The organism is Yersinia sp. LJYL362 (assembly GCF_048323875.1).
Genome location: NZ_JBLWEX010000280.1, coordinates 11,885 through 31,310, shown reverse-complemented (window position 1 = coordinate 31,310; position 19,426 = coordinate 11,885). Strand labels below are relative to the sequence as shown.

The window sequence follows — 19,426 nt, the reverse complement described above, 5'->3', positions numbered from 1 at the left end:
CAATAGAGGTAGAGCCACATTATTTATGAGACAGACAGACGACATGCGATACATCAGCCTGAACACAACAATTATTACCACCACCGAAACCACAGGTTACGGGGCGGGCTGACGCGTACAGGAAACAACAGAAAAAAGCCCGCACCTAAACAGTGCGGGCTTTTTTTTTCAATCAAATCTTTGCAAAAAAGTTTGCGATAAAAAAAGCGCGAAAGCGGGAGAGAATCAGAAATGCGAGTGCTGAAATTTGGCGGGACATCAGTAGCAAATGCAGAACGCTTTATGCGTGTTGCCGATATCATTGAAAGTAATGCGCGTCAGGGGCAAGTGGCAACGGTATTGTCTGCACCCGCTAAGATTACCAACCATCTGGTGGCGATGATCGACAAAATGGTGGCTGGGCAAGATATCTCGCCGAACATCAGTGATGCGGAACGGATTTTTTCCGAGCTATTGCGTGGCTTGGCTGATGCGCAACCGGGCTTTGAATATGAACGTTTAAAAGCGCTGGTGGCCCATGAGTTTGCGCAACTCAAACACGTCCTGCACGGTATTTCGTTGCTCGGTCAATGCCCGGATAGTATTAATGCCGCCATCATCTGTCGCGGCGAGAAATTGTCCATTGCTATTATGGAAGCATTGTTCCAGGCGAAAGGTTATAAAGTTAGCGTGATTAATCCGGTCGAGAAATTGTTGGCGCAAGGCCATTATCTCGAATCCACCGTCGATATCACTGAATCTACCCGCCGCATCGGCTCCAGCAGTATTCCTGCTGACCATATCATCCTGATGGCTGGTTTCACTGCCGGTAATGACAAAGGGGAGTTGGTGGTACTGGGGCGCAATGGGTCAGACTATTCAGCTGCAGTGTTGGCCGCGTGTTTACGCGCTGATTGTTGTGAGATCTGGACTGACGTGGACGGGGTTTATACCTGTGACCCCCGCGTTGTGCCTGATGCGCGATTATTGAAATCGATGTCATATCAGGAAGCGATGGAGCTGTCTTATTTTGGCGCTTCGGTTCTCCACCCCCGCACTATCGCTCCTATCGCTCAGTTCCAAATTCCTTGCCTGATTAAAAACACTTCTAACCCACAAGCCCCCGGTACCTTGATTGGTGGTGAAAGCAGTGATGATGGCTTCCCAGTGAAAGGCATCACCAATCTGAATAACATGGCGATGATTAACGTATCTGGCCCAGGTATGAAAGGCATGGTCGGTATGGCTGCCCGCGTCTTTGCGGTGATGTCGCGCAGCGGTATTTCAGTAGTACTTATTACTCAATCTTCTTCTGAGTACAGCATCAGCTTCTGTGTGCCGCAAGGTGAGTTAATCCGCGCTCGCAAAGCATTGGAAGAAGAGTTTTATCTGGAGTTGAAAGATGGTCTGTTAGAACCATTGGATGTGATGGAACATCTGGCGATTATCTCAGTGGTTGGCGATGGCATGCGCACTTTACGTGGCATCTCGGCTCGTTTCTTCTCAGCACTGGCCCGTGCCAATATTAATATTATTGCGATTGCGCAAGGTTCGTCCGAGCGTTCCATCTCCGTGGTGGTTAGCAATGATGCCGTCACCACCGGTGTGCGGGTTTGTCACCAGATGTTGTTCAATACCGATCAAGTTATTGAAGTGTTTGTCATTGGCGTCGGTGGTGTAGGTGGGGCATTAATCGAGCAAATCTATCGTCAACAACCTTGGTTGAAGCAGCGCCACATCGATTTGCGCGTCTGTGGTATCGCTAATTCCAAAGCCATGCTAACCAATGTGCACGGTATTTCGCTGGATAACTGGCGTCATGAACTGGCCGAAGTGCAAGAGCCTTTTAACTTAAGTCGCTTAATTCGTCTGGTGAAAGAGTATCACTTGCTCAATCCGGTGATTGTTGACTGTACATCCAGTCAGGCTGTTGCGGATCAATATGCAGATTTTCTGGCAGATGGCTTCCATGTTGTGACACCAAACAAGAAAGCCAATACCTCATCGATGAATTACTACCGTCAGATGCGCGCGGCGGCAGCGAAGTCATGCCGCAAATTCTTGTATGACACCAACGTCGGTGCGGGCCTGCCGGTTATCGAAAATTTACAGAATTTACTTAATGCGGGTGACGAGTTGATGCGTTTTTCTGGCATTCTGTCAGGCTCGCTCTCTTTCATCTTCGGTAAGCTTGATGAAGGGATGACCTTGTCAGAGGCCACATTGCAGGCGAAGGCGCTGGGTTATACCGAGCCAGACCCACGCGATGATCTTTCCGGCATGGATGTCGCCCGGAAATTGTTGATCCTGGCCCGTGAAGCAGGGTACAAACTTGAATTGGCTGATATCGAAGTTGAGTCTGTTCTACCAGCAAGTTTCGATGCAAGCGGTGATGTAGACAGCTTCCTCGCTCGCCTGCCATCGCTGGATGCCGAGTTTACCCGCCTGGTGGCGAATGCCGCAGAACAGGGCAAAGTGCTGCGTTATGTCGGGGTGATTGAAGAGGGGCGTTGTATCGTTCGGATGGATGCGGTTGATAGTAACGATCCGCTGTATAAAGTAAAAAATGGTGAGAATGCGTTGGCCTTCTATACCCACTATTATCAGCCGATCCCGTTGGTGCTTCGCGGGTATGGTGCGGGTAATGACGTGACTGCTGCTGGGGTGTTCGCTGATCTTTTACGCACATTATCATGGAAGTTGGGAGTTTAAATATGGTTAAGATCTATGCTCCGGCATCGATTGGCAATGTCAGCGTTGGCTTCGATGTGCTGGGTGCTGCGGTTTCACCAGTAGACGGCACTTTGCTGGGCGATTGTGTCAGTGTGACCGCAGCAAACAGTTTTAGTCTGCGTAACGAAGGCCGCTTTGTCAGCAAATTACCTGATGATCCAAAAGAAAATATCGTTTATCAATGCTGGGAGCGTTTTTGTCAGGAAATGGGCAAAGAGATCCCGGTAGCCATGGTGCTGGAAAAGAACATGCCGATTGGCTCAGGGCTGGGCTCCAGTGCTTGTTCTGTTGTTGCTGGCTTGATGGCAATGAACGAATTCTGCGGCAAGCCGCTGGACAAAGTTACCTTGCTTGGCCTGATGGGTGAACTGGAAGGGCGGGTATCCGGCAGTGTGCATTTTGATAATGTTGCGCCGTGCTATTTGGGCGGGATGCAGCTGATTCTTGAACAAGATGGCTATATTAGCCAAGACGTGCCCGGCTTCGATGACTGGCTGTGGGTGATGGCATATCCGGGTATTAAAGTCTCAACCGCTGAAGCGCGGGCGATTTTACCGGCGCAGTATCGCCGTCAGGACTGCATCACCCATGGGCGCAATGTCGCCGGGTTCATTCACGCCTGCCACACTCAGCAGCCAGATTTGGCGGCTAAAATGATGAAAGACGTTATTGCCGAACCTTATCGCACCCAATTACTGCCGGGCTTTGCTGCGGCCAGACAAGCCGCGCAGGATATTGGCGCGCTGGCCTGTGGTATTTCCGGTTCTGGCCCCACGTTGTTTGCCGTCTGCGATAATAGCGAGACCGCACAGCGTATGGCGAGCTGGCTACAAAATCATTACCTGCAAAACGACGAAGGTTTTGTTCATATTTGCCGTCTGGATACCGCAGGCGCACGACTACTGGGATAACGCATGAAACTGTATAACCTTAAAGATCACAACGAGCAGGTCAGCTTCGCGCAAGCGATCAAACAGGGCCTGGGCAAGCAGCAAGGGTTGTTCTTCCCGCTGGAGCTGCCAGAGTTTGAACTGACAGAAATTGATAAACTGCTGGATCTGGATTTTGTCACTCGCAGCAGCCGTATTCTTTCTGCTTTTATTGGTAATGAAATCGCACCAGAGGTGTTAACCAAACGCGTTCAGGCGGCGTTTGAGTTTCCAGCTCCAGTCGCTCAGGTTGAGAATGATATCGCCGCACTAGAGTTGTTCCACGGCCCGACATTGGCCTTTAAGGACTTCGGTGCACGTTTTATGGCACAAATGCTGGCCGAAGTGGCTGGTGACCAGCCAGTGACTATCTTAACCGCAACCTCTGGTGATACTGGGGCGGCGGTCGCTCATGCTTTCTATGGCTTGAAAAATGTTCGCGTGGTTATCCTCTATCCACGCGGCAAAATCAGCCCGCTGCAAGAGAAGCTGTTCTGTACGTTAGGTGGCAATATCCACACGGTGGCTATTGAGGGCGATTTTGATGCTTGTCAGGCGCTGGTCAAACAAGCCTTTGATGATGAAGAGTTGAAGCAGGCGCTGAGCCTTAACTCTGCTAACTCTATTAATATCAGCCGCTTGCTGGCTCAGATTTGCTATTACTTTGAAGCTGTAGCCCAGTTACCGCAAGAAGCGCGTAACCAATTGGTTATCTCCGTACCAAGCGGCAACTTCGGTGATTTGACCGCCGGTTTGCTGGCAAAATCGTTAGGTTTGCCGGTAAAACGATTTATCGCTGCCACCAATGCCAACGACACCGTGCCGCGCTTCTTGGTTAACGGCCAATGGCAGCCGAAGCCGACGGTGGCGACGTTATCGAATGCTATGGATGTCAGCCAGCCGAATAACTGGCCGCGTGTTGAAGAGCTGTATCGTCGTAAAATCTGGCAGTTGAAAGAATTGGGCCACGGCGCAGTTAGTGATGATGTCACCAAAGAGACGATGCGCGAGCTTGCGGGTTTGGGTTATATCTCAGAACCTCATGCCGCCATTGCCTACCGCGTGCTACGTGATCAATTGCAAGACGGTGAGTTTGGGTTGTTTATCGGCACAGCTCATCCGGCGAAATTCAAAGAAAGTGTAGAAGAGATTCTGGGGCAAGAATTGCCGCTGCCAAAACCACTGGCAGTGCGGGCACAATTACCGCTGCTATCTCATGATTTGCCAGCAGACTTTGCGCAATTACGTACTTTCTTGATGGCTTTGCCAAAATAAATTGTTATTTGACAAAAAAGATAAAAGGGCCCAGAAATGGCCCTTTTGCCTTTCTAGTGCTGTTCAGCCCGCTTAAAGACTAATTCATTTTTCGCCGACAGCCCGGCATCAAATTCATAACCTTCCAGATTAAAATCAACCAGTTGTTCTGGTTTGGTGAGTTTATTCTGAATAATAAATCGGCTCATCAAGCCGCGGGCCTTTTTGGCATAGAAACTGATAATTTTATATTTGCCGTTCTTTTCATCCAAAAAGACCGGCTTAATCAGTGAACCGGCTAATTTGGTGGGTTTCACGGCCTTAAAGTATTCATCTGAGGCGAGATTTATCAGCACGTTATCACCTTGCTGCTCCAGCGCCTGATTCAGTTTCTCTGTTATCTGGTCGCCCCAGAAGGAATAGAGATCTTTGCCACCTGGGTTAGCCAGTTTGATCCCCATCTCCAGACGATACGGCTGCATCAAATCTAGCGGGCGCAATACGCCGTAGAGTCCGGAAAGCATGCGTAAATGCTGTTGGGCAAAGTCAAAGTCAGCAGCGCTGAAATCCTGCGCCTGCATGCCGGTATAAACATCGCCTTTAAAAGCCAGAATCGCCTGACGCGCATTGTCTGGTGTGAAATCAGGCTGCCATTCGCTGAAACGGGCGGCATTTAAACCGGCCAGTTTGTCGCTAATTCCCATAAGGCTGCTGATTTGGGCTGGTGTCAGCTCACGGCAGATCTCGATAAGCTGTTGTGATTTATCCAACATCTCTGGCTGAGTAAACTTTTTGGTCGCAAGCGGACTTTGATAATCAAGGGTTTTAGCCGGGGAGATAACAATAAGCATGATGACATCCTATTAATCCACATAAGACACTGTAGCAAAAAGAAGATTGGACGATTGCTAGGATAGATGGTTAGGCACCATTAATAATTTTCCTAAAGTCTGGAGCACTCACTATATTTGAAAATGATATAGAAAATATCATGTAAGATTATTTTTTCCTTTGCAATAAAGTTAATCAATCCTCTGCCTATCACAAGAATAGATAGCAATTAAACTCTTTTAATAAAATTGTTGTAAATATGTAGATTATATTTACAACAAAATCACCAATTAATTTTATCTATTCTTCCATCAAAGAAATCATTATCTCCGATTAATGTTCTTATATGTGTCGGGAAATATTTTTTTAGAGTATATATATCACCAGAATCAAATGTAATATTTGATAGGGATACAGGATTTCCTTTCCTAACAATTATGCTTATATTATAGCCGTAGGTAGCAATTGACGCCTCAGAGCAGTCAAAACCAGCTAAAATTAACTGATACAATAGGATCCCCGCGTTGTAAAGATTTACATGACCACCTACAATTTGATTTTTTAATGGTGGTACTGTTATTGCTAATATTCCTGTTTCATCGAGGTCATTATAGATTTTTTTCAGGAATATATTTGGATTTGGTTGATGTTCAAGTACATGGGATGCCCAAATACAGTTGAACTTGGCGTGAGGGCTATAATCGTAGTAGTCGCAAATAACTGTACTATGAGTTTCATTACATCTTTTAAAATAAACGGATTCTCCATAATCAAGGGACGTCACTTTTTTTCCACTATCGAGAAATATTTTACTATGTAGTCCTTCACCTGAACCAATATCTAGAACAGAGTCAAATTCAAAGTCTAAAATTAGTTTTTTTAAACACTCAGCGGCTGTAATATCTTTAAATTTATCATTTTCCCTATCCATATTATCTAGAATTCGTTGAATAACTGTTGGGTTTTTAATAATGCTGGAAATAATTGCTTCTTTGAGTGGGAAGGGGATGCATTTTTTAAGTAGATTAATTATTGACATGATAACCTCAATCATCATTATTTATATAGTCGGATATTATCATTTTTTGTATTGCCTAAAGAATTTAAACATAGAAGCGATAAAGTATCTAATGTGTGTAAATCCTTTTCTACCTGTGTTACCACCTAAATGCTTTATCTTAAATGAAGGTAAATAATGAATTTCCCCAAACTGTTTAGTTCGCAGACTTAAGTCAAAGTCTTCAAAATAAAGGAAGTAATCCTCATTGAATCCGCCTACTTTTTTCAATGCTTCTTTTTTGAATAGCATGCAACATCCGGATGCCATAATAATTTCCTGCGGAATATCAGATTGGATAATATCCATGCATGCATAGTGATCGAGTGAACGCTTAAATATTTTGTTTAGAAAAGGAATATCTAAGAAACGTAAGAATAAAATAGGAAAAGATGGGAAACGCTTAATACCTGAGACAATAATACCTTTCTCATTCTCTATTTTGGGAGAAACCAAAACAACATCATAATTATGATCTAAATAATTAATCGCATTTGCAATTGAAGGTCTGTCAAAAAAAACATCTGGGTTAAGAACTAAGTGATATTTAGAATCACTCAAGTTACACGCAAGATTATTTGCTTTACCATATCCTAGATTTTTATCTGGATGAAGTACTTTTATTTCATAAGTTACAGATAAGTTGTTTGTCTTGTTGATGTTTCTTTTAAGTTTCTCACCGGAGAAATTGCCATAATTATCAATAATAAAAATGATAATTTTATTAATTGTAGACTCTTCGGCTGAAATTATTAATGTTTCCAATACTTTTGCTATCTGTTGTTCACTATGTTTATAAACAACAACAGATACGTCAAGAGATGTATTAACATTATCTGGAAACATACTTTATAATCCTATTCTTAAAATTAATAAATTTATTTTCTAGTGACACAAAAAAGCGATTATTTAATTTTTTTATTGCATGATCAAATTTTATAGATGCTTCTTTAAGGGGTTCTATTTCTAATACCTTTTTTTCTATTCTAGCTATTTTTAATTCGAGATATATATTTTTTTGTTGCAAAAAAAATAACTCATTATTCTTATTATCTGAAAAATAAGATATGACCTGATCAATATTACATTTTTTTTTCGTTATAGGGTTAAGATAGACGGTGTTATAAATATATGCGGCATAGAAAATCTCTTCAATACAACGACTTTTTGTTCTACGAGGTATATCTGCTCTATCATTTGTCACTCCCCATCCAGCATAGAATGGTTTGCCAAAGCAACAGACATCTTTGCCGCATAGTAAAGCTTCAAAACCCATTTGAGTTGTGCCACAATAAACTTTATCTACATGTTTGATTACTGACAGAGAGTTTATATTATCAGTAATTAACACAATACGAGGATCATTAAGTAAATCATTCTCAAAGTGACCTTTTCGTATCCCTAATACAGCTTCAGGATGCTGTTTGACAAAAACCAAACTATTTGGGTTTTCATGTAGGGCATGTTCTAGTATTTTAGTAAAATCTTTGTCATCTAAGCCGCCTTTTTGGATTGACATATCGCCATAAACTTGGTCGATAACAAGGACGATATTATCAGATTTTTGGTGAATAGGAGTTATAAACTTATTACTTGAATTATATTTTGTAATGTCAAAATCAACAATTTTTTTAATTAAATCTCTTATGTATATAAGCTCATCATCAGATAAGTTAAAATTTTCATCATTTAATAAGTTTTCAATAGCTGATGGGTAGTATGTATCATAATAACAACCGATAGCATCCATTCTCATCGATGCAGAGATCTCTCCATAAGGCATAGGAAAGAATGAACGAATAAAACCATCTTCAATAATAAGTATTGGTTTCTTATTTTTGACTGCATAGTCAAATAAGTTTACTGTATTAATATCGACTTCAGATATCCCCCAAAGCACGACAAAGTCTATGTTATCCGATAGAGGGATAGGGTCATCATGTGAGTAGTAAGATTTTATGTTTAAAAATTCACATGGAATATTTGGATTTTTGGTTAAGAGCTCTTTTTCTTGAAAAAGAAACATACCATATGCTGTCTTATCTCCAGCTAGCATGATTGATGGTATGAAAGGATACTCTTTTAAGTGTTGATCAAGATTTTTCCTAAAATTCATACTAACCTCAAGCATTATTTAGGCTATTTAACATGGCGTTAGCTGCGACTTCGATAGAAACACCTGGAAGTTGGAAAGATGAGCTTGAGTACCTGACCTCAACATCATTAACTCTAGAGACTGCAGTTAACAATGCTTTGAATATACTTTCATCAGTACTATCACAAGAAACGATATTTTGAGAATATATTTCCAAGTCCCTATTCTCAAATCTATTTACAACTGTGACTATACCAGCGCGTGGAAATTCGATACAAGGATAGGCAAAAGCAGGGGATACAATGCATGAAAGGCCGACATTATAAGATTTAAGTAATTCAGGATACTCTTTATAGCTAACCTTACCCATATTTCTTATAGTGAAACCATTATATTCAACATCTTTCGCATTCTCACCAATCCCCGTAATTGTCATCGACTTATAAATATCAGGATGATTATTTTTCATGTGGTCGATGAACTTCTTAAGAGCGCTAATTTTTATTTCATAAATGTTTTTATCTACTGTTGGTCTCGAATAAAAAACAATATTTATATTATTGCTGGCTTTCTTCATGTCCTCAATATTTGGAGGGAGTGTTTCACAAGGCTCCCCTTTTAGCATTTGTACATCTTGCCACGAATCAATTATACCTAATTTTTTCATATAACCGCAGACAAATACAGAGTTATTGAAAATAGGATAGTAATTGTTATCACACAATGTTTCTTTCGAGCGAATATATTCACTTCCCCATCGATATAACATTGATGGCTCATAATCCTGTATTATATAAACAAATTTCTCGGTGGAGAAATGATTTAAAGAGCGATTTTTTATAAAATCTTCAGCAGATTCCCAGAACCCAGCAATGAATTTATCATCTTTATTGAAAGTATCAATATTATTTCTATAGGTATTTGCAGATATTATTTCTATGTTTTTTAACAGGCTAGGTTCAACATCAACTAGCTCAGTAATATAGTTGAAAAAATTCTCCTTCAATAAATCAGAATGCAAACCATAGTTGATAACTCTAACCTTTATGTTGTTGTTCAGCAAAGTAGGTAGTAATTTAAAAATTGTATTTAACCCCCCCATTGCCCACTTTTTTTCTATAGTCCATACGCCAATATTAAAACGTGGTTCACTTGTATCAAAAGGCTCGCATGAAACATCTTTATTTTGATTAAGTACGTGTAGGCTAATGGATACTAATTTATTAATAATAGGGATCTTTCTAATAATCGGACCCCGGTTCACATATTCTAAGGTTCTTTTTAGAGTTTTAAGTTGAGCAAGAGATAATGACTTATATATTTTTGACATACAAGTTAAAACAATATGACGGACTTTGTGTTTGATAGTTATTCTCATAGTCGCTAAATTATACCTTAAATAATGATACCAATAAAATTTTAACGCATTGCGTATAGATCTGGTCTTTATACAGTCTTTTAAAATACCATCATTTAATTTATCTATCTTTCTTCGAGCATCTTTCGGAGATTGTTCATTGAACGAACCACACATTCCTGAATTAACTATCCGATATTTTAAAATAACATTAGGAATTTTTGATATTTTGAATCCTCTATTGATGGCTCTGTTGTAAAGATCCCAATCCTCAGCAAAAATATCTTCAGTGTAACGTAGTTCTTTAAATACGACTGTCTTCCCAAATAAAGTACTATGACAGATTCGAGTGGTTTTATAAGTTGATAATTTTATTAGCTCACTTGTTTTTTCTAAATCCCCGGTTTCTGATATAAAATTGAAGTGAACATCTTCCATATATTTTGTATCAGCGTAAGCATCTCCATCGTTATTTTTATCATAGAAACATTCAACCAACCCCCCGATAAAATCAAGACTAGGATTTCTTTCCATTGCTGCAAGTTGCAATTCGAATCTTTCCGGTAGAGCAATATCATCAGCGTCCATTCTGGCAATATATTTCCCGCGGGCTATTTTTATACCTTTATTTAGACTTGCAGGTAATTTTAAATTTACCTCATTATTAATGATTATTATTCTGTCGTCTAAAATTTTATAGTCTTTTAATATCTCAAGAGAGTTATCAGTCGAACTATCGTTAATTATAATAAACTCAAAACGCGGTTCTGTTTGTTCAAGAATAGAATCAATTGCTTCTTTCAAATATTCTTGTCCATTATATACAGACATGATAACAGAAATTATCGGGTCACTGCTCATTTAATAATCCAGCCTATATTATATCTGTGATAGCTCAACTAACTTAGCAAATTCAGCATTATTATTTACCAGCTCACTGAATTTACCCGTATCGGATATAACTCCCCGGTTAACTAAAATTATCCTGTCAGCATTCTTTAGTGTGGAGAGTCTATGTGCAATTGCAATAATCGTAGTTTTTCCTTTAAGTTTTGTGATTGCTTTGGATATTTCACTCTCGCTTTTAACATCTAAAGCTGATGTTGCCTCATCAAATACAATTATTTCAGGTGAGTTATATAATGCTCTTGCAATAGCAACACGTTGGCGTTGTCCTCCAGACAAAACTTTTCCATTTTCTCCCAATTTGAAGTTAAGTTTATCTTCTTTTTTCATAAAGAAATCGTAGAGATCTACTATTTTTAGTGCATTAATTACCTTTGAGTCATCTATATTTTCAGGACTATCGCCATAAGCAATGTTATTTCTAACCGATGTATCACTAATAAAAGGATTCTGAGGAACATAACCAATTGAGCGTCTTAAATCTCTGATCATGGATTCAGTTACAGGGTTTCCATCAAGTAAGAATTGCCCTGCTTTAGGTCTAAGCAGCCCCATTAAGATATCAACAATAGTTGTTTTACCAGAGCCTGAGTGCCCAACGATCCCGACAAACTCACCCTTATAAATAGAGAGTGAGACATTAAGTAGAACATCAACATCATTGTAAGCAAAATAAACGCCGCTAAGCTCTATTTTATCTTGTATTCTTAGCGGGCTCCCAGCGAAATTGCTATCCATTGAATCCTGTTGAAGAGATAACTCATTATATTCTTTTATTAGCATAGAGACAGCTTGGGTTGAAATCCTTACTTGAGAGTAAGATGTAAGAATTCGATTGATTACAGGTGTTAAACGAAATGTAATTGCAATGAGTACAGCTAATCCAGAGAATGCTTGACCACTCTCTGTCTGAAAATAGGCCATCATACAAACAAGAATTACAATGCAGAATATTATAATTATCTCAGTTAGATATAATGGTATATATTGAATAAGATTCGACCGCCTTTCTGTATCAGTGACTCTTCTATTAGATTTTAAAAATAACTGTTGATAAAAATTTTCTCGAAGAAACATTTTGGTTTCTTTGATTGCCTCAATCCCTTGTTTTAGATTTATGAGGTTTTCTTCTTTATTCTTAACAGTTTCTTCATTTATTTTTTGACTTGCTTTTTTTAGTAGTTTTATTTGAAAAAGTATAATTGCTATTAAAACACCAAATGTAACTACAGTAACGAGTAAATAGTTTAAAAGCATGTAGCCGAGAAGACACAACCCTACAATAGAATATGAGACGATGAACAGCATTTGTAATAAAAAGCCATTAATCGATGCAGATACTGTTGATGTCAAAGTGTTTATTATTGCTGATGATGCTTGTCTGAGATGGTATCTATAATTTAACCCTAAATACATCCTCATGAATTTCTCAGATAATTCATTTCTCCACCGTGTTACTAAATTGAATTGATAGTTTTGAAATAGAAGCATATAACAGTCTTTCGCAATGAAGGCAAAACCGCATAGAATACCTACAACATAAATCATACTCTTATATTCTGTTAGTCCAAGTATATTATATATATATAATAAGGCTCTACTATTAGCTACAGACGAAGGGTCCATTGTTACTTGTATAAATGGGAGTATCAGCATTATGCCTAAAAGCTCAAGAATCCCAGAGATGAATGAACCAATGATAATTGCAATAAAACCAGGGATTATATTTTTATCAAAGATTTTTAGGAAGTCTAACATTAACCTAATCAATATTATTCACTCTCTTTAAATGTTTATCAATCAATGAAATATCGTATTCACTAAGTTCATTAATTATGCTTTCATATGATGAGAGATTTTTTAAGCCTGTTGGATTATCTCTAAGAAGCATAACTTTAATAAATGGACTTCCATTTATTAAAATCTCCCTCCATGCGACAAAAGTAATATTTGAATTTTCTTTTACAGAGAATTCTTTCAATTTTTTTGTATATTTTCTTATTGTCATAAAAAAATTTACAATTCTATTGTATGCACCTGATGGTTCTTTCAGTGACTTGTATAATAGAGTACAAATTCTATTGAATTTATCGAGATAAATCTTTTTTGGATCTATAGTAGATAGAATTTCTTTATAACTTACTAAAACGCTACTTTTAAATCCCCGGGAGTGAAGTTTCTTAGTTAATCCAACTTCATATTTGTAGACTATATCCTCTTTACTTTTCTCTACAGAAATACTGTTAATAAATTCTTTAAAAACATCAGAGTTAAACACATTGGATTTAAATGCTATAAAATAGCTTTGTATATGATATCCTAATTGAATATTATCTGTTATTCCCCAAAAATCAGTATTCCCATCATCTGTGAATTTATTAAGTATGTGATCTAATGGATATAGTGGGCCATAACAGCTATCATTACAAAATATCAACTCATCATACTGTTGTATATCATTGATACTGGCTAAACCAACTTGCCAACTCATGAAGTCATATCCAATATTATCGCGGTTAATAATATTTATAGTATAAGGTTTTATTAGTTCTGTATTTAAAATACTCGATACAGAAACGAATACTACATCTATATTTGCTTCTTTTAATTTCTTTAAATAATATATTACATAAGGATCTATTATGTTATCCTTATCATAATGAGCAAATATACAAACTCTATTAGTCTTATTCATTAAAAACAAACCAAGGATTATTAACATATTCATCAAATAGTGGCTGGGATCTATCTTTATCTGATACTAATGCTAAATCTTCAGGAATGCCCCAGTCTATATTTAGTTTTGCATCATTAAAAAGTATTCCACCTTCATCTGTTGGTGAATAGCTATTATCACAGATATATGAAAGAACAGCATCCTCTGATAAAACAGAAAAGCCATGCGCAAATCCTTTACTTATAAATAAAGAATTTTTCTTTTCACTTGTCAACTTTACTGCTTTGTATAAACCAAAAGTAGGTGAGCCAACTCTCAAATCTACCGCAACATCTAGAACTTCTCCTTTTAATACACTTACAAATTTTGCTTGTGCCATGTTGCCACTTTGATAGTGAAGTCCTCTAATTGTGCCATATTTTGAATATGATTGATTTTGCTGTACAATATTAAATTCAATTCCAATTTCATCAAAATATTTTTTATTATAACTTTCATAAAAATAACCTCTATTATCATGAAAAATTTTTGGTTCAAATATATAAATCCCTTCGATTTCAGTCGAAATAAACACTTTTTACCTCAAATTAGATAGTCTCAATAAAATTGCAAATATTAGATAGAGTTTTATCCCAATCTAATTCTCTAACAGCTATTCTTCCGTTAAGTGCTGTTCTTGCGATTCGCTCCTTATCATTAATTAAATCTATAATTTCTTCTTTCATTATCTCTGGATAATTTGATACAAAAACAACCTCATCTTTATTGAAAATGTTCTCTATTTCTCCGTTTTTTATTGACACTAAGCATCTCCCAGCACTTAAAATATCTAGTTGCTGATATGAGATAGTTGGGGTTGATATATAAGATATCCCTATATCTGCGTCAGAGTATAGTGAAATAATATCATCTGTATTTGATACATTACCTAAAATATTTATTTCTGGAGGTAGTTTATAGTCTTTCTGAGAAAAATCTTCTCCAACGATAGATATTTTTACTCTATTTCCTAATTCAATTGCGATTGAAGACAATACATTTGCAAGTAATTCAAAAACATTTCTTGAATTACTTGGGCGACCATAGACGACTATTTTAGTAGGATTGTTACTAGGCTTATAATCACTGATTTTTAATAGACTACTATTAATTCCAGGCATATATTTTAGCGTAGCAGTATTAGATATAGCTTGATAACTACTTTTTATTACGTGAGAGTTAGTTATTCCATAGAAGCCAAAAGTATATGAACCTTCAACTAAAACTGATTCAGATCCAGATGGATAAAATAGTCGTTCATCATCTTGTAATAGGTAAAATTTCTTTTTACATTTATTATATGAAACCAATGAGTATGCTGTCGTCCAAAAAGTACAGAATGCTACATCTGAATATGGAATATCCTTAATGCTTTTTTGCCCTTGGGATAAGGTAATTATTTCAAATTTTAAATTTGGATAGTACTTAATGATATTTTTTTTCCAACTGGACGTAACATTGGTTTGGAATATGAAATAATTGATGCAAGAGTTCCTGATGCTTAATTCATTCGCAATTTTAAATATAGTTGCAGTACCGCCTGCATGAATATTAATTAGTTTGGGAAGGAACCATACACATGAGTTTGTTTTTTGTAGATCATTATTATCCCTCATATTTTCAATGAGGGTTTTATTTTCTAGAATGATATTGGAATTAATATTTATACCATCATAGTATTTCACCTTACGGTATGGAAATATAATAGATAATATTGAACTTGTTATTTTTCTAATTTTATTAAACATTTTTTATTTGTTTCTTATTTTATTCAAACATTCTTCTAAAGCTTCACTATAATGTCTTATTTTAATATTGAATCTATTTTTTATTTTGGTTTTATCTAAAACAGAATAATGTGGTCTAGTCGCTTTCATTGGATAGCTTTCCGACAAAATTGGAGTTACTGTACAGTTTAAATCTAATTTTCGAGCGATTATATTTGCTAAATCGTACCAACTACATACACCTTCATTTGTTGCATGGAATATTTCTTTTTCGCCAGTTTTAATATTTTCACTAACAGTTAATATCATAGCAGCTAAATCCGGTATATAGGATGGGCTACCAACCTGGTCATACACGACGGAGATTTCTTTTCTGGTTAAACTTATGCGCCTTATAGTTTCAATAAAATCTCGACCATGTTCGGAAAATAACCATGCAGTACGTATTATTGCACAGGATTCGGCATATTTTAGAACTTTATTTTCACCTTCAATTTTAAGTTTTCCATATACTGATAATCCCGTAGTTTTATCATCTTCTTTATAAGGTGTGTTTTTTTTTCCATCAAAAACGTAGTCAGTGGATATATGAATAATGGCTGCACCAATTTCTGAGGATTTTTTAGCTAAAAATTTAGGGGCATCAACAGTGATTTTTCTCGCTATTTCTTCATTCTCTTCTAAATATTCAGCATTTACATTTGCTGCGCAATTTATTATTGATTTTATTTTTTTATTTTTAAAGTATTTGTTGATGGATTGATAGTCGGTAACATCTAATTCATCTCTGGATGGGAAGTAAGCGGGGGTGTCGTTTAACTGCTTTTTAATTTCACTGCCTAATAAACCTGAACTACCTGTGACTAAAATCATAAATCCCCTTGATTAAAATATAATGACTCGAAAGAAATTTTTCTATTAATATAAATTTTCATTCAATATTAATATTATTTTTTGGTGCTAATATATGGTGTTTATAAATACCATTTATTGAAATGGTAGATATAATAAGGTTATTTCTCATTCACGTGTGAAAATATTTCATTCTTAACTGGATGATTTAATTCCTAATCGGTTGTTTTTTGTATTAAGTTTATTATCAATGATTTTTATAACAAAAATTTCTCTATACGAACAAAGCCATTTGACTCTAATTGTGTAGAATATTTAAAAATCTAAATTTATTGGGATATATCCTATTGTATATTATTACTAAGCAAAGCAAAAAATGGAGGGTTCCACTGATAAAGTGTGGCTCTTATTCGTATCCTGTATCTGTTCACTGATGTGGGTGGTTTACACGAAATTATTATTCAAAATCCATGCTACCGCCCTTGGGGGAATCCCAATACAATTTTCTGATTAAAAAATAAACTATTTTAGTATTCTCAGTATAACGCTAAGTACTATATGACGTTTTTTAGGTCTTATAGTGAAAAGTATCAATCTACATTTTCTCTTGAAAAGAGCTACCCTCGAACAGAGACAGTATCATTTAGCTTTACAAAATTATATTCCCTTAAACTCTGAAAATCCACCTTTGATGTTGTTTACGACTATGATTTACGCCATACAAAATCTATCGGTGCTAATGTCTGATGCTTAATATTGCTATGAAGGTTCTCCTTAACGTACCTTGTGCTGAGATACTTGATTTAGAATTTGATTCTTGCTGATCGTTTTTCATTCTAACCTATATCAACATTACCGTTTTTATCACAATGACATAACTAATTAATTTTAAATTATTTTTTGACGAAATATTCTTTTCTCTCTTTTGGGATGAGAATTAGTTCTTGTGCACCATCGATCTATCCCCAAGATTAGATATGACACTCAGTTAGTAATGTAGGGCTATTCACTGCTTAAATCCCCGTTTCCCCCGATGGAGATGCTTTGTGTGCATAAACTCGATCCTTTGACCTGTTCTTATCGTAGCCAGATAGCCACGAAATAGCGCCACGCTGTCCAAAATATACGTAATCTGAATGCCCGAAATCCGAAGATGGTAGCCACTGTCAGGCACTCCTTTGTAAATCAGGCTGCCATTCGCTGAACCGAGCGGCATTTAAACCGGCCAGTTTGTCGCTAATTCCCATCAGACTGCTGATTTGGGCTGGTGTCAGCTCACGGCAGATCTCGATAAGCTGTTGTGATTTATCCAACATCTCTGGCTGAGTAAACTTTTTGGTCGCAAGCGGACTTTGATAATCAAGGGTTTTAGCCGGGGAGATAACAATAAGCATGATGACATCCTATTAATACCCAGCATACTTCAAGCGGCATGTGCGTTGGCTACTTTCGTTCACCTCAGTCACTTACTTATGTAAGCTCCTGAGGATTCACTCACTTGCCGCCTTCCTGTCACTCGAATTATTTAGGGTATATTTAAATAAGGCACTGTAGCAAAAAGCGTAGTGTAGCAAAAAGAAGATTAGACGATTGCTAGGATAGATAGATTGAGTTGTCAGAGATGATATAGTTTAGCTAAATCGTCTCAGCACGATAAGAATGGATGAAATTGCTATTAACCTGCCGGTGTCTGGCTGTTTTAAAAGGCGAAAACGGTTGCGAACCAAATACTGCCTGTTTGCGCTTTTTTTAATCAGTTTAACTGCCTTGCACCAAGGCTTACGCATGTTATTATCAAGACAAGGCAGACGTCGAAATAGCTAATATTGCGAAACCGCTAACATTCCGAATGAGATGAAGCGCCATTTCGACCGAGATAAAAGTTGCGACATGCCAAAAGTTCATGCACAAACGATGAGAAACGACAACATGACCGATAAACTTACTTCCCTACGTCAAATCACCACTGTAGTAGCAGATACTGGGGATATCGCGGCAATGAAGCTGTATCAGCCGCAAGATGCAACCACGAACCCATCACTGATTCTGAATGCTGCCCAAATTCCTGAATACCGCAAGCTGATCGACGAAGCTATTGCCTGGGCTCGCGAACAAAGCAGTGATCATGCTCAGCAAATCGTTGATGCAACTGACAAACTGGCCGTCAATATCGGTTTGGAAATTCTGAAACTGATTCCTGGCCGCATTTCTACCGAAGTTGATGCTCGCCTGTCCTACGACACCGTTGCTAGCGTGGCAAAAGCGAAACGTTTGATCAAACTGTACAACGAAGCCGGTATCAGCAATGACCGTATTCTGATCAAACTGGCTTCTACCTGGCAGGGTATCCGTGCTGCGGAACAGCTGGAAAAAGAAGGTATCAACTGTAACCTGACTCTGCTGTTCTCCTTCGCTCAGGCACGTGCTTGTGCTGAAGCGGGTGTGTTCCTGATTTCACCGTTTGTTGGCCGTATTCTTGACTGGTACAAAGCCAATGGTGATAAGAAAGAGTTCGCACCACACGAAGATCCAGGTGTGGTTTCCGTGACTGAGATTTACCAGTATTACAAAAAACACGGTTATAAAACTGTGGTTATGGGCGCAAGCTTCCGTAATCTGGGTGAGATCATCGAACTGGCTGGCTGTGACCGCCTGACTATTGCTCCATCTCTGTTAAAAGAGTTGGCAGAAAGTGAAGGCCCAGTTGAGCGTAAACTGGCTTATACCGGTGAAGTTCAAGCTAAACCAACGCCACTGACTGAAGCTGAATTCTACTGGCAGCACAATCAGGACCCAATGGCGATTGATAAACTGGCTGATGGCATTCGCAAGTTTGCTATCGACCAGGGCAAACTTGAGAAAATGATCTCAGACCTGCTGTAATTTGACTGGCGGTAATTGATTCTCCGCGGTTATTTGACGAAAAGGTGGCGCAAGCTGCCTTTTTTATTGCCTGTTATCTGGGGCTGAGGGCAGTTCCAATAACACGG

At 37.9% G+C, this 19,426-nt stretch carries 15 protein-coding genes, 2 pseudogenes and 1 other annotated feature; of the genes and pseudogenes, 5 read left to right on the top strand and 12 right to left on the bottom strand.

The genetic code is table 11. The features are described from left to right. The first annotated feature begins 25 nt into the window (after nt 1-25). The 4 genes from thrL to thrC all read left to right on the top strand — a co-directional run bounded on the left by thrL (nt 26) and on the right by thrC (nt 4,916). On the top strand, nt 26-112 hold the full coding sequence (thrL, locus tag ACNSO8_RS18390; protein WP_071598596.1) for a thr operon leader peptide: 87 nt from the start codon (nt 26-28) through the stop codon (nt 110-112). Then, nucleotides 51-169, top strand: a sequence feature (Thr leader region). Its footprint overlaps the gene before it by 62 nt. A 62-nt stretch (nt 170-231) precedes the next feature. Next, a complete protein-coding gene (thrA, locus tag ACNSO8_RS18385; RefSeq protein ID WP_046051616.1) occupies nt 232-2,691 on the top strand; it encodes a bifunctional aspartate kinase/homoserine dehydrogenase I in 2,460 nt (819 codons plus the stop codon). Nucleotides 2,692-2,693: 2 nt separating this feature from the next. Then, entirely contained in the window at nt 2,694-3,623 is a 930-nt protein-coding gene (gene thrB / locus ACNSO8_RS18380; protein ID WP_026018316.1) for a homoserine kinase, read from the top strand. 3 nt (nt 3,624-3,626) lie between these two features. Beyond that, nucleotides 3,627-4,916 (top strand): threonine synthase, encoded by a 1,290-nt coding sequence (thrC, locus tag ACNSO8_RS18375; protein ID WP_019080563.1) that lies wholly within the window; start codon nt 3,627-3,629, stop codon nt 4,914-4,916. Between the two features lie 53 nt (nt 4,917-4,969). Here the strand turns inward: thrC and yaaA (ACNSO8_RS18370) are convergent, their stop codons facing one another. From yaaA (ACNSO8_RS18370) to yaaA (ACNSO8_RS18315), 12 genes and pseudogenes are all read right to left on the bottom strand, one after another. Then, nucleotides 4,970-5,746, bottom strand: a complete 777-nt coding sequence (yaaA, locus tag ACNSO8_RS18370) for a peroxide stress protein YaaA (RefSeq protein WP_019080562.1) — start codon at nt 5,744-5,746, stop codon at nt 4,970-4,972. Nucleotides 5,747-6,009: 263 nt separating this feature from the next. Next, nucleotides 6,010-6,765, bottom strand: coding sequence for a class I SAM-dependent methyltransferase (locus ACNSO8_RS18365; protein ID WP_172666020.1), 756 nt, complete (start codon nt 6,763-6,765; stop codon nt 6,010-6,012). Between the two features lie 39 nt (nt 6,766-6,804). After that, the gene (locus ACNSO8_RS18360) at nt 6,805-7,629 is read right to left on the bottom strand and encodes a glycosyltransferase (protein ID WP_050132108.1); all 825 of its coding nucleotides are present in this window, start codon (nt 7,627-7,629) and stop codon (nt 6,805-6,807) included. After that, entirely contained in the window at nt 7,616-8,899 is a 1,284-nt protein-coding gene (locus ACNSO8_RS18355) for a beta-3-deoxy-D-manno-oct-2-ulosonic acid transferase (RefSeq protein ID WP_050132106.1), read from the bottom strand. Before ACNSO8_RS18355 ends, ACNSO8_RS18360 begins: the two co-directional genes overlap by 14 nt. Nucleotides 8,900-8,906: 7 nt before the next feature. Continuing rightward, nucleotides 8,907-11,096 (bottom strand): glycosyltransferase family 2 protein, encoded by a 2,190-nt coding sequence (locus ACNSO8_RS18350; RefSeq protein WP_050132104.1) that lies wholly within the window; start codon nt 11,094-11,096, stop codon nt 8,907-8,909. Nucleotides 11,097-11,114: 18 nt separating this feature from the next. Further along, nucleotides 11,115-12,899: an ABC transporter ATP-binding protein gene (locus ACNSO8_RS18345; protein WP_050132102.1), complete on the bottom strand. Its 1,785-nt coding sequence runs from the start codon at nt 12,897-12,899 to the stop codon at nt 11,115-11,117. Nucleotides 12,900-12,903: 4 nt separating this feature from the next. Further along, nucleotides 12,904-13,836: a rhamnan synthesis F family protein gene (locus ACNSO8_RS18340; RefSeq protein WP_050159093.1), complete on the bottom strand. Its 933-nt coding sequence runs from the start codon at nt 13,834-13,836 to the stop codon at nt 12,904-12,906. Next, nucleotides 13,829-14,392 carry a dTDP-4-dehydrorhamnose 3,5-epimerase gene (rfbC, locus tag ACNSO8_RS18335; protein WP_050132097.1) on the bottom strand — a complete coding sequence of 188 codons (564 nt, stop codon included), beginning with the start codon at nt 14,390-14,392 and terminating at the stop codon, nt 13,829-13,831. The genes ACNSO8_RS18340 and rfbC overlap by 8 nt, the downstream gene beginning before the upstream one ends. Before the next feature lie 13 nt (nt 14,393-14,405). Further along, entirely contained in the window at nt 14,406-15,605 is a 1,200-nt protein-coding gene (locus ACNSO8_RS18330; RefSeq protein WP_050159095.1) for a glycosyltransferase, read from the bottom strand. 3 nt (nt 15,606-15,608) lie between these two features. Further along, nucleotides 15,609-16,457, bottom strand: coding sequence for a dTDP-4-dehydrorhamnose reductase (gene rfbD / locus ACNSO8_RS18325; protein WP_050132094.1), 849 nt, complete (start codon nt 16,455-16,457; stop codon nt 15,609-15,611). A gap of 1,033 nt (nt 16,458-17,490) precedes the next feature. Further along, nucleotides 17,491-17,621 (bottom strand): annotated as a pseudogene (locus ACNSO8_RS18320) (IS3 family transposase); the annotation flags it as partial. After that, nucleotides 17,621-17,830, bottom strand: a pseudogene (gene yaaA / locus ACNSO8_RS18315) (peroxide stress protein YaaA); the annotation flags it as partial. The pseudogenes yaaA (ACNSO8_RS18315) and ACNSO8_RS18320, both read right to left, overlap by 1 nt. Before the next feature lie 535 nt (nt 17,831-18,365). On the opposite strand from yaaA (ACNSO8_RS18315), the gene tal reads away from it, so the two are divergent. After that, nucleotides 18,366-19,319, top strand: coding sequence for a transaldolase (gene tal / locus ACNSO8_RS18310; RefSeq protein ID WP_005157047.1), 954 nt, complete (start codon nt 18,366-18,368; stop codon nt 19,317-19,319). The last annotated feature ends 107 nt before the right edge of the window (nt 19,320-19,426 follow it).

Coding starts and splice junctions, on each gene's coding strand:
- ACNSO8_RS18350 (WP_050132104.1), bottom strand. CDS start 11,096: ATGAGCAGTGACCCGATAATTTCTGTTATCATGTCTGTATATAATGGA.
- tal (WP_005157047.1), top strand. CDS start 18,366: ATGACCGATAAACTTACTTCCCTACGTCAAATCACCACTGTAGTAGCA.
- thrC (WP_019080563.1), top strand. CDS start 3,627: ATGAAACTGTATAACCTTAAAGATCACAACGAGCAGGTCAGCTTCGCG.
- thrB (WP_026018316.1), top strand. CDS start 2,694: ATGGTTAAGATCTATGCTCCGGCATCGATTGGCAATGTCAGCGTTGGC.
- ACNSO8_RS18360 (WP_050132108.1), bottom strand. CDS start 7,629: ATGTTTCCAGATAATGTTAATACATCTCTTGACGTATCTGTTGTTGTT.
- ACNSO8_RS18365 (WP_172666020.1), bottom strand. CDS start 6,765: ATGTCAATAATTAATCTACTTAAAAAATGCATCCCCTTCCCACTCAAA.
- thrA (WP_046051616.1), top strand. CDS start 232: ATGCGAGTGCTGAAATTTGGCGGGACATCAGTAGCAAATGCAGAACGC.
- rfbD (WP_050132094.1), bottom strand. CDS start 16,457: ATGATTTTAGTCACAGGTAGTTCAGGTTTATTAGGCAGTGAAATTAAA.
- thrL (WP_071598596.1), top strand. CDS start 26: ATGAGACAGACAGACGACATGCGATACATCAGCCTGAACACAACAATT.
- yaaA (WP_019080562.1), bottom strand. CDS start 5,746: ATGCTTATTGTTATCTCCCCGGCTAAAACCCTTGATTATCAAAGTCCG.
- ACNSO8_RS18330 (WP_050159095.1), bottom strand. CDS start 15,605: ATGTTTAATAAAATTAGAAAAATAACAAGTTCAATATTATCTATTATA.
- ACNSO8_RS18355 (WP_050132106.1), bottom strand. CDS start 8,899: ATGAATTTTAGGAAAAATCTTGATCAACACTTAAAAGAGTATCCTTTC.
- ACNSO8_RS18340 (WP_050159093.1), bottom strand. CDS start 13,836: ATGAATAAGACTAATAGAGTTTGTATATTTGCTCATTATGATAAGGAT.
- ACNSO8_RS18345 (WP_050132102.1), bottom strand. CDS start 12,899: ATGTTAGACTTCCTAAAAATCTTTGATAAAAATATAATCCCTGGTTTT.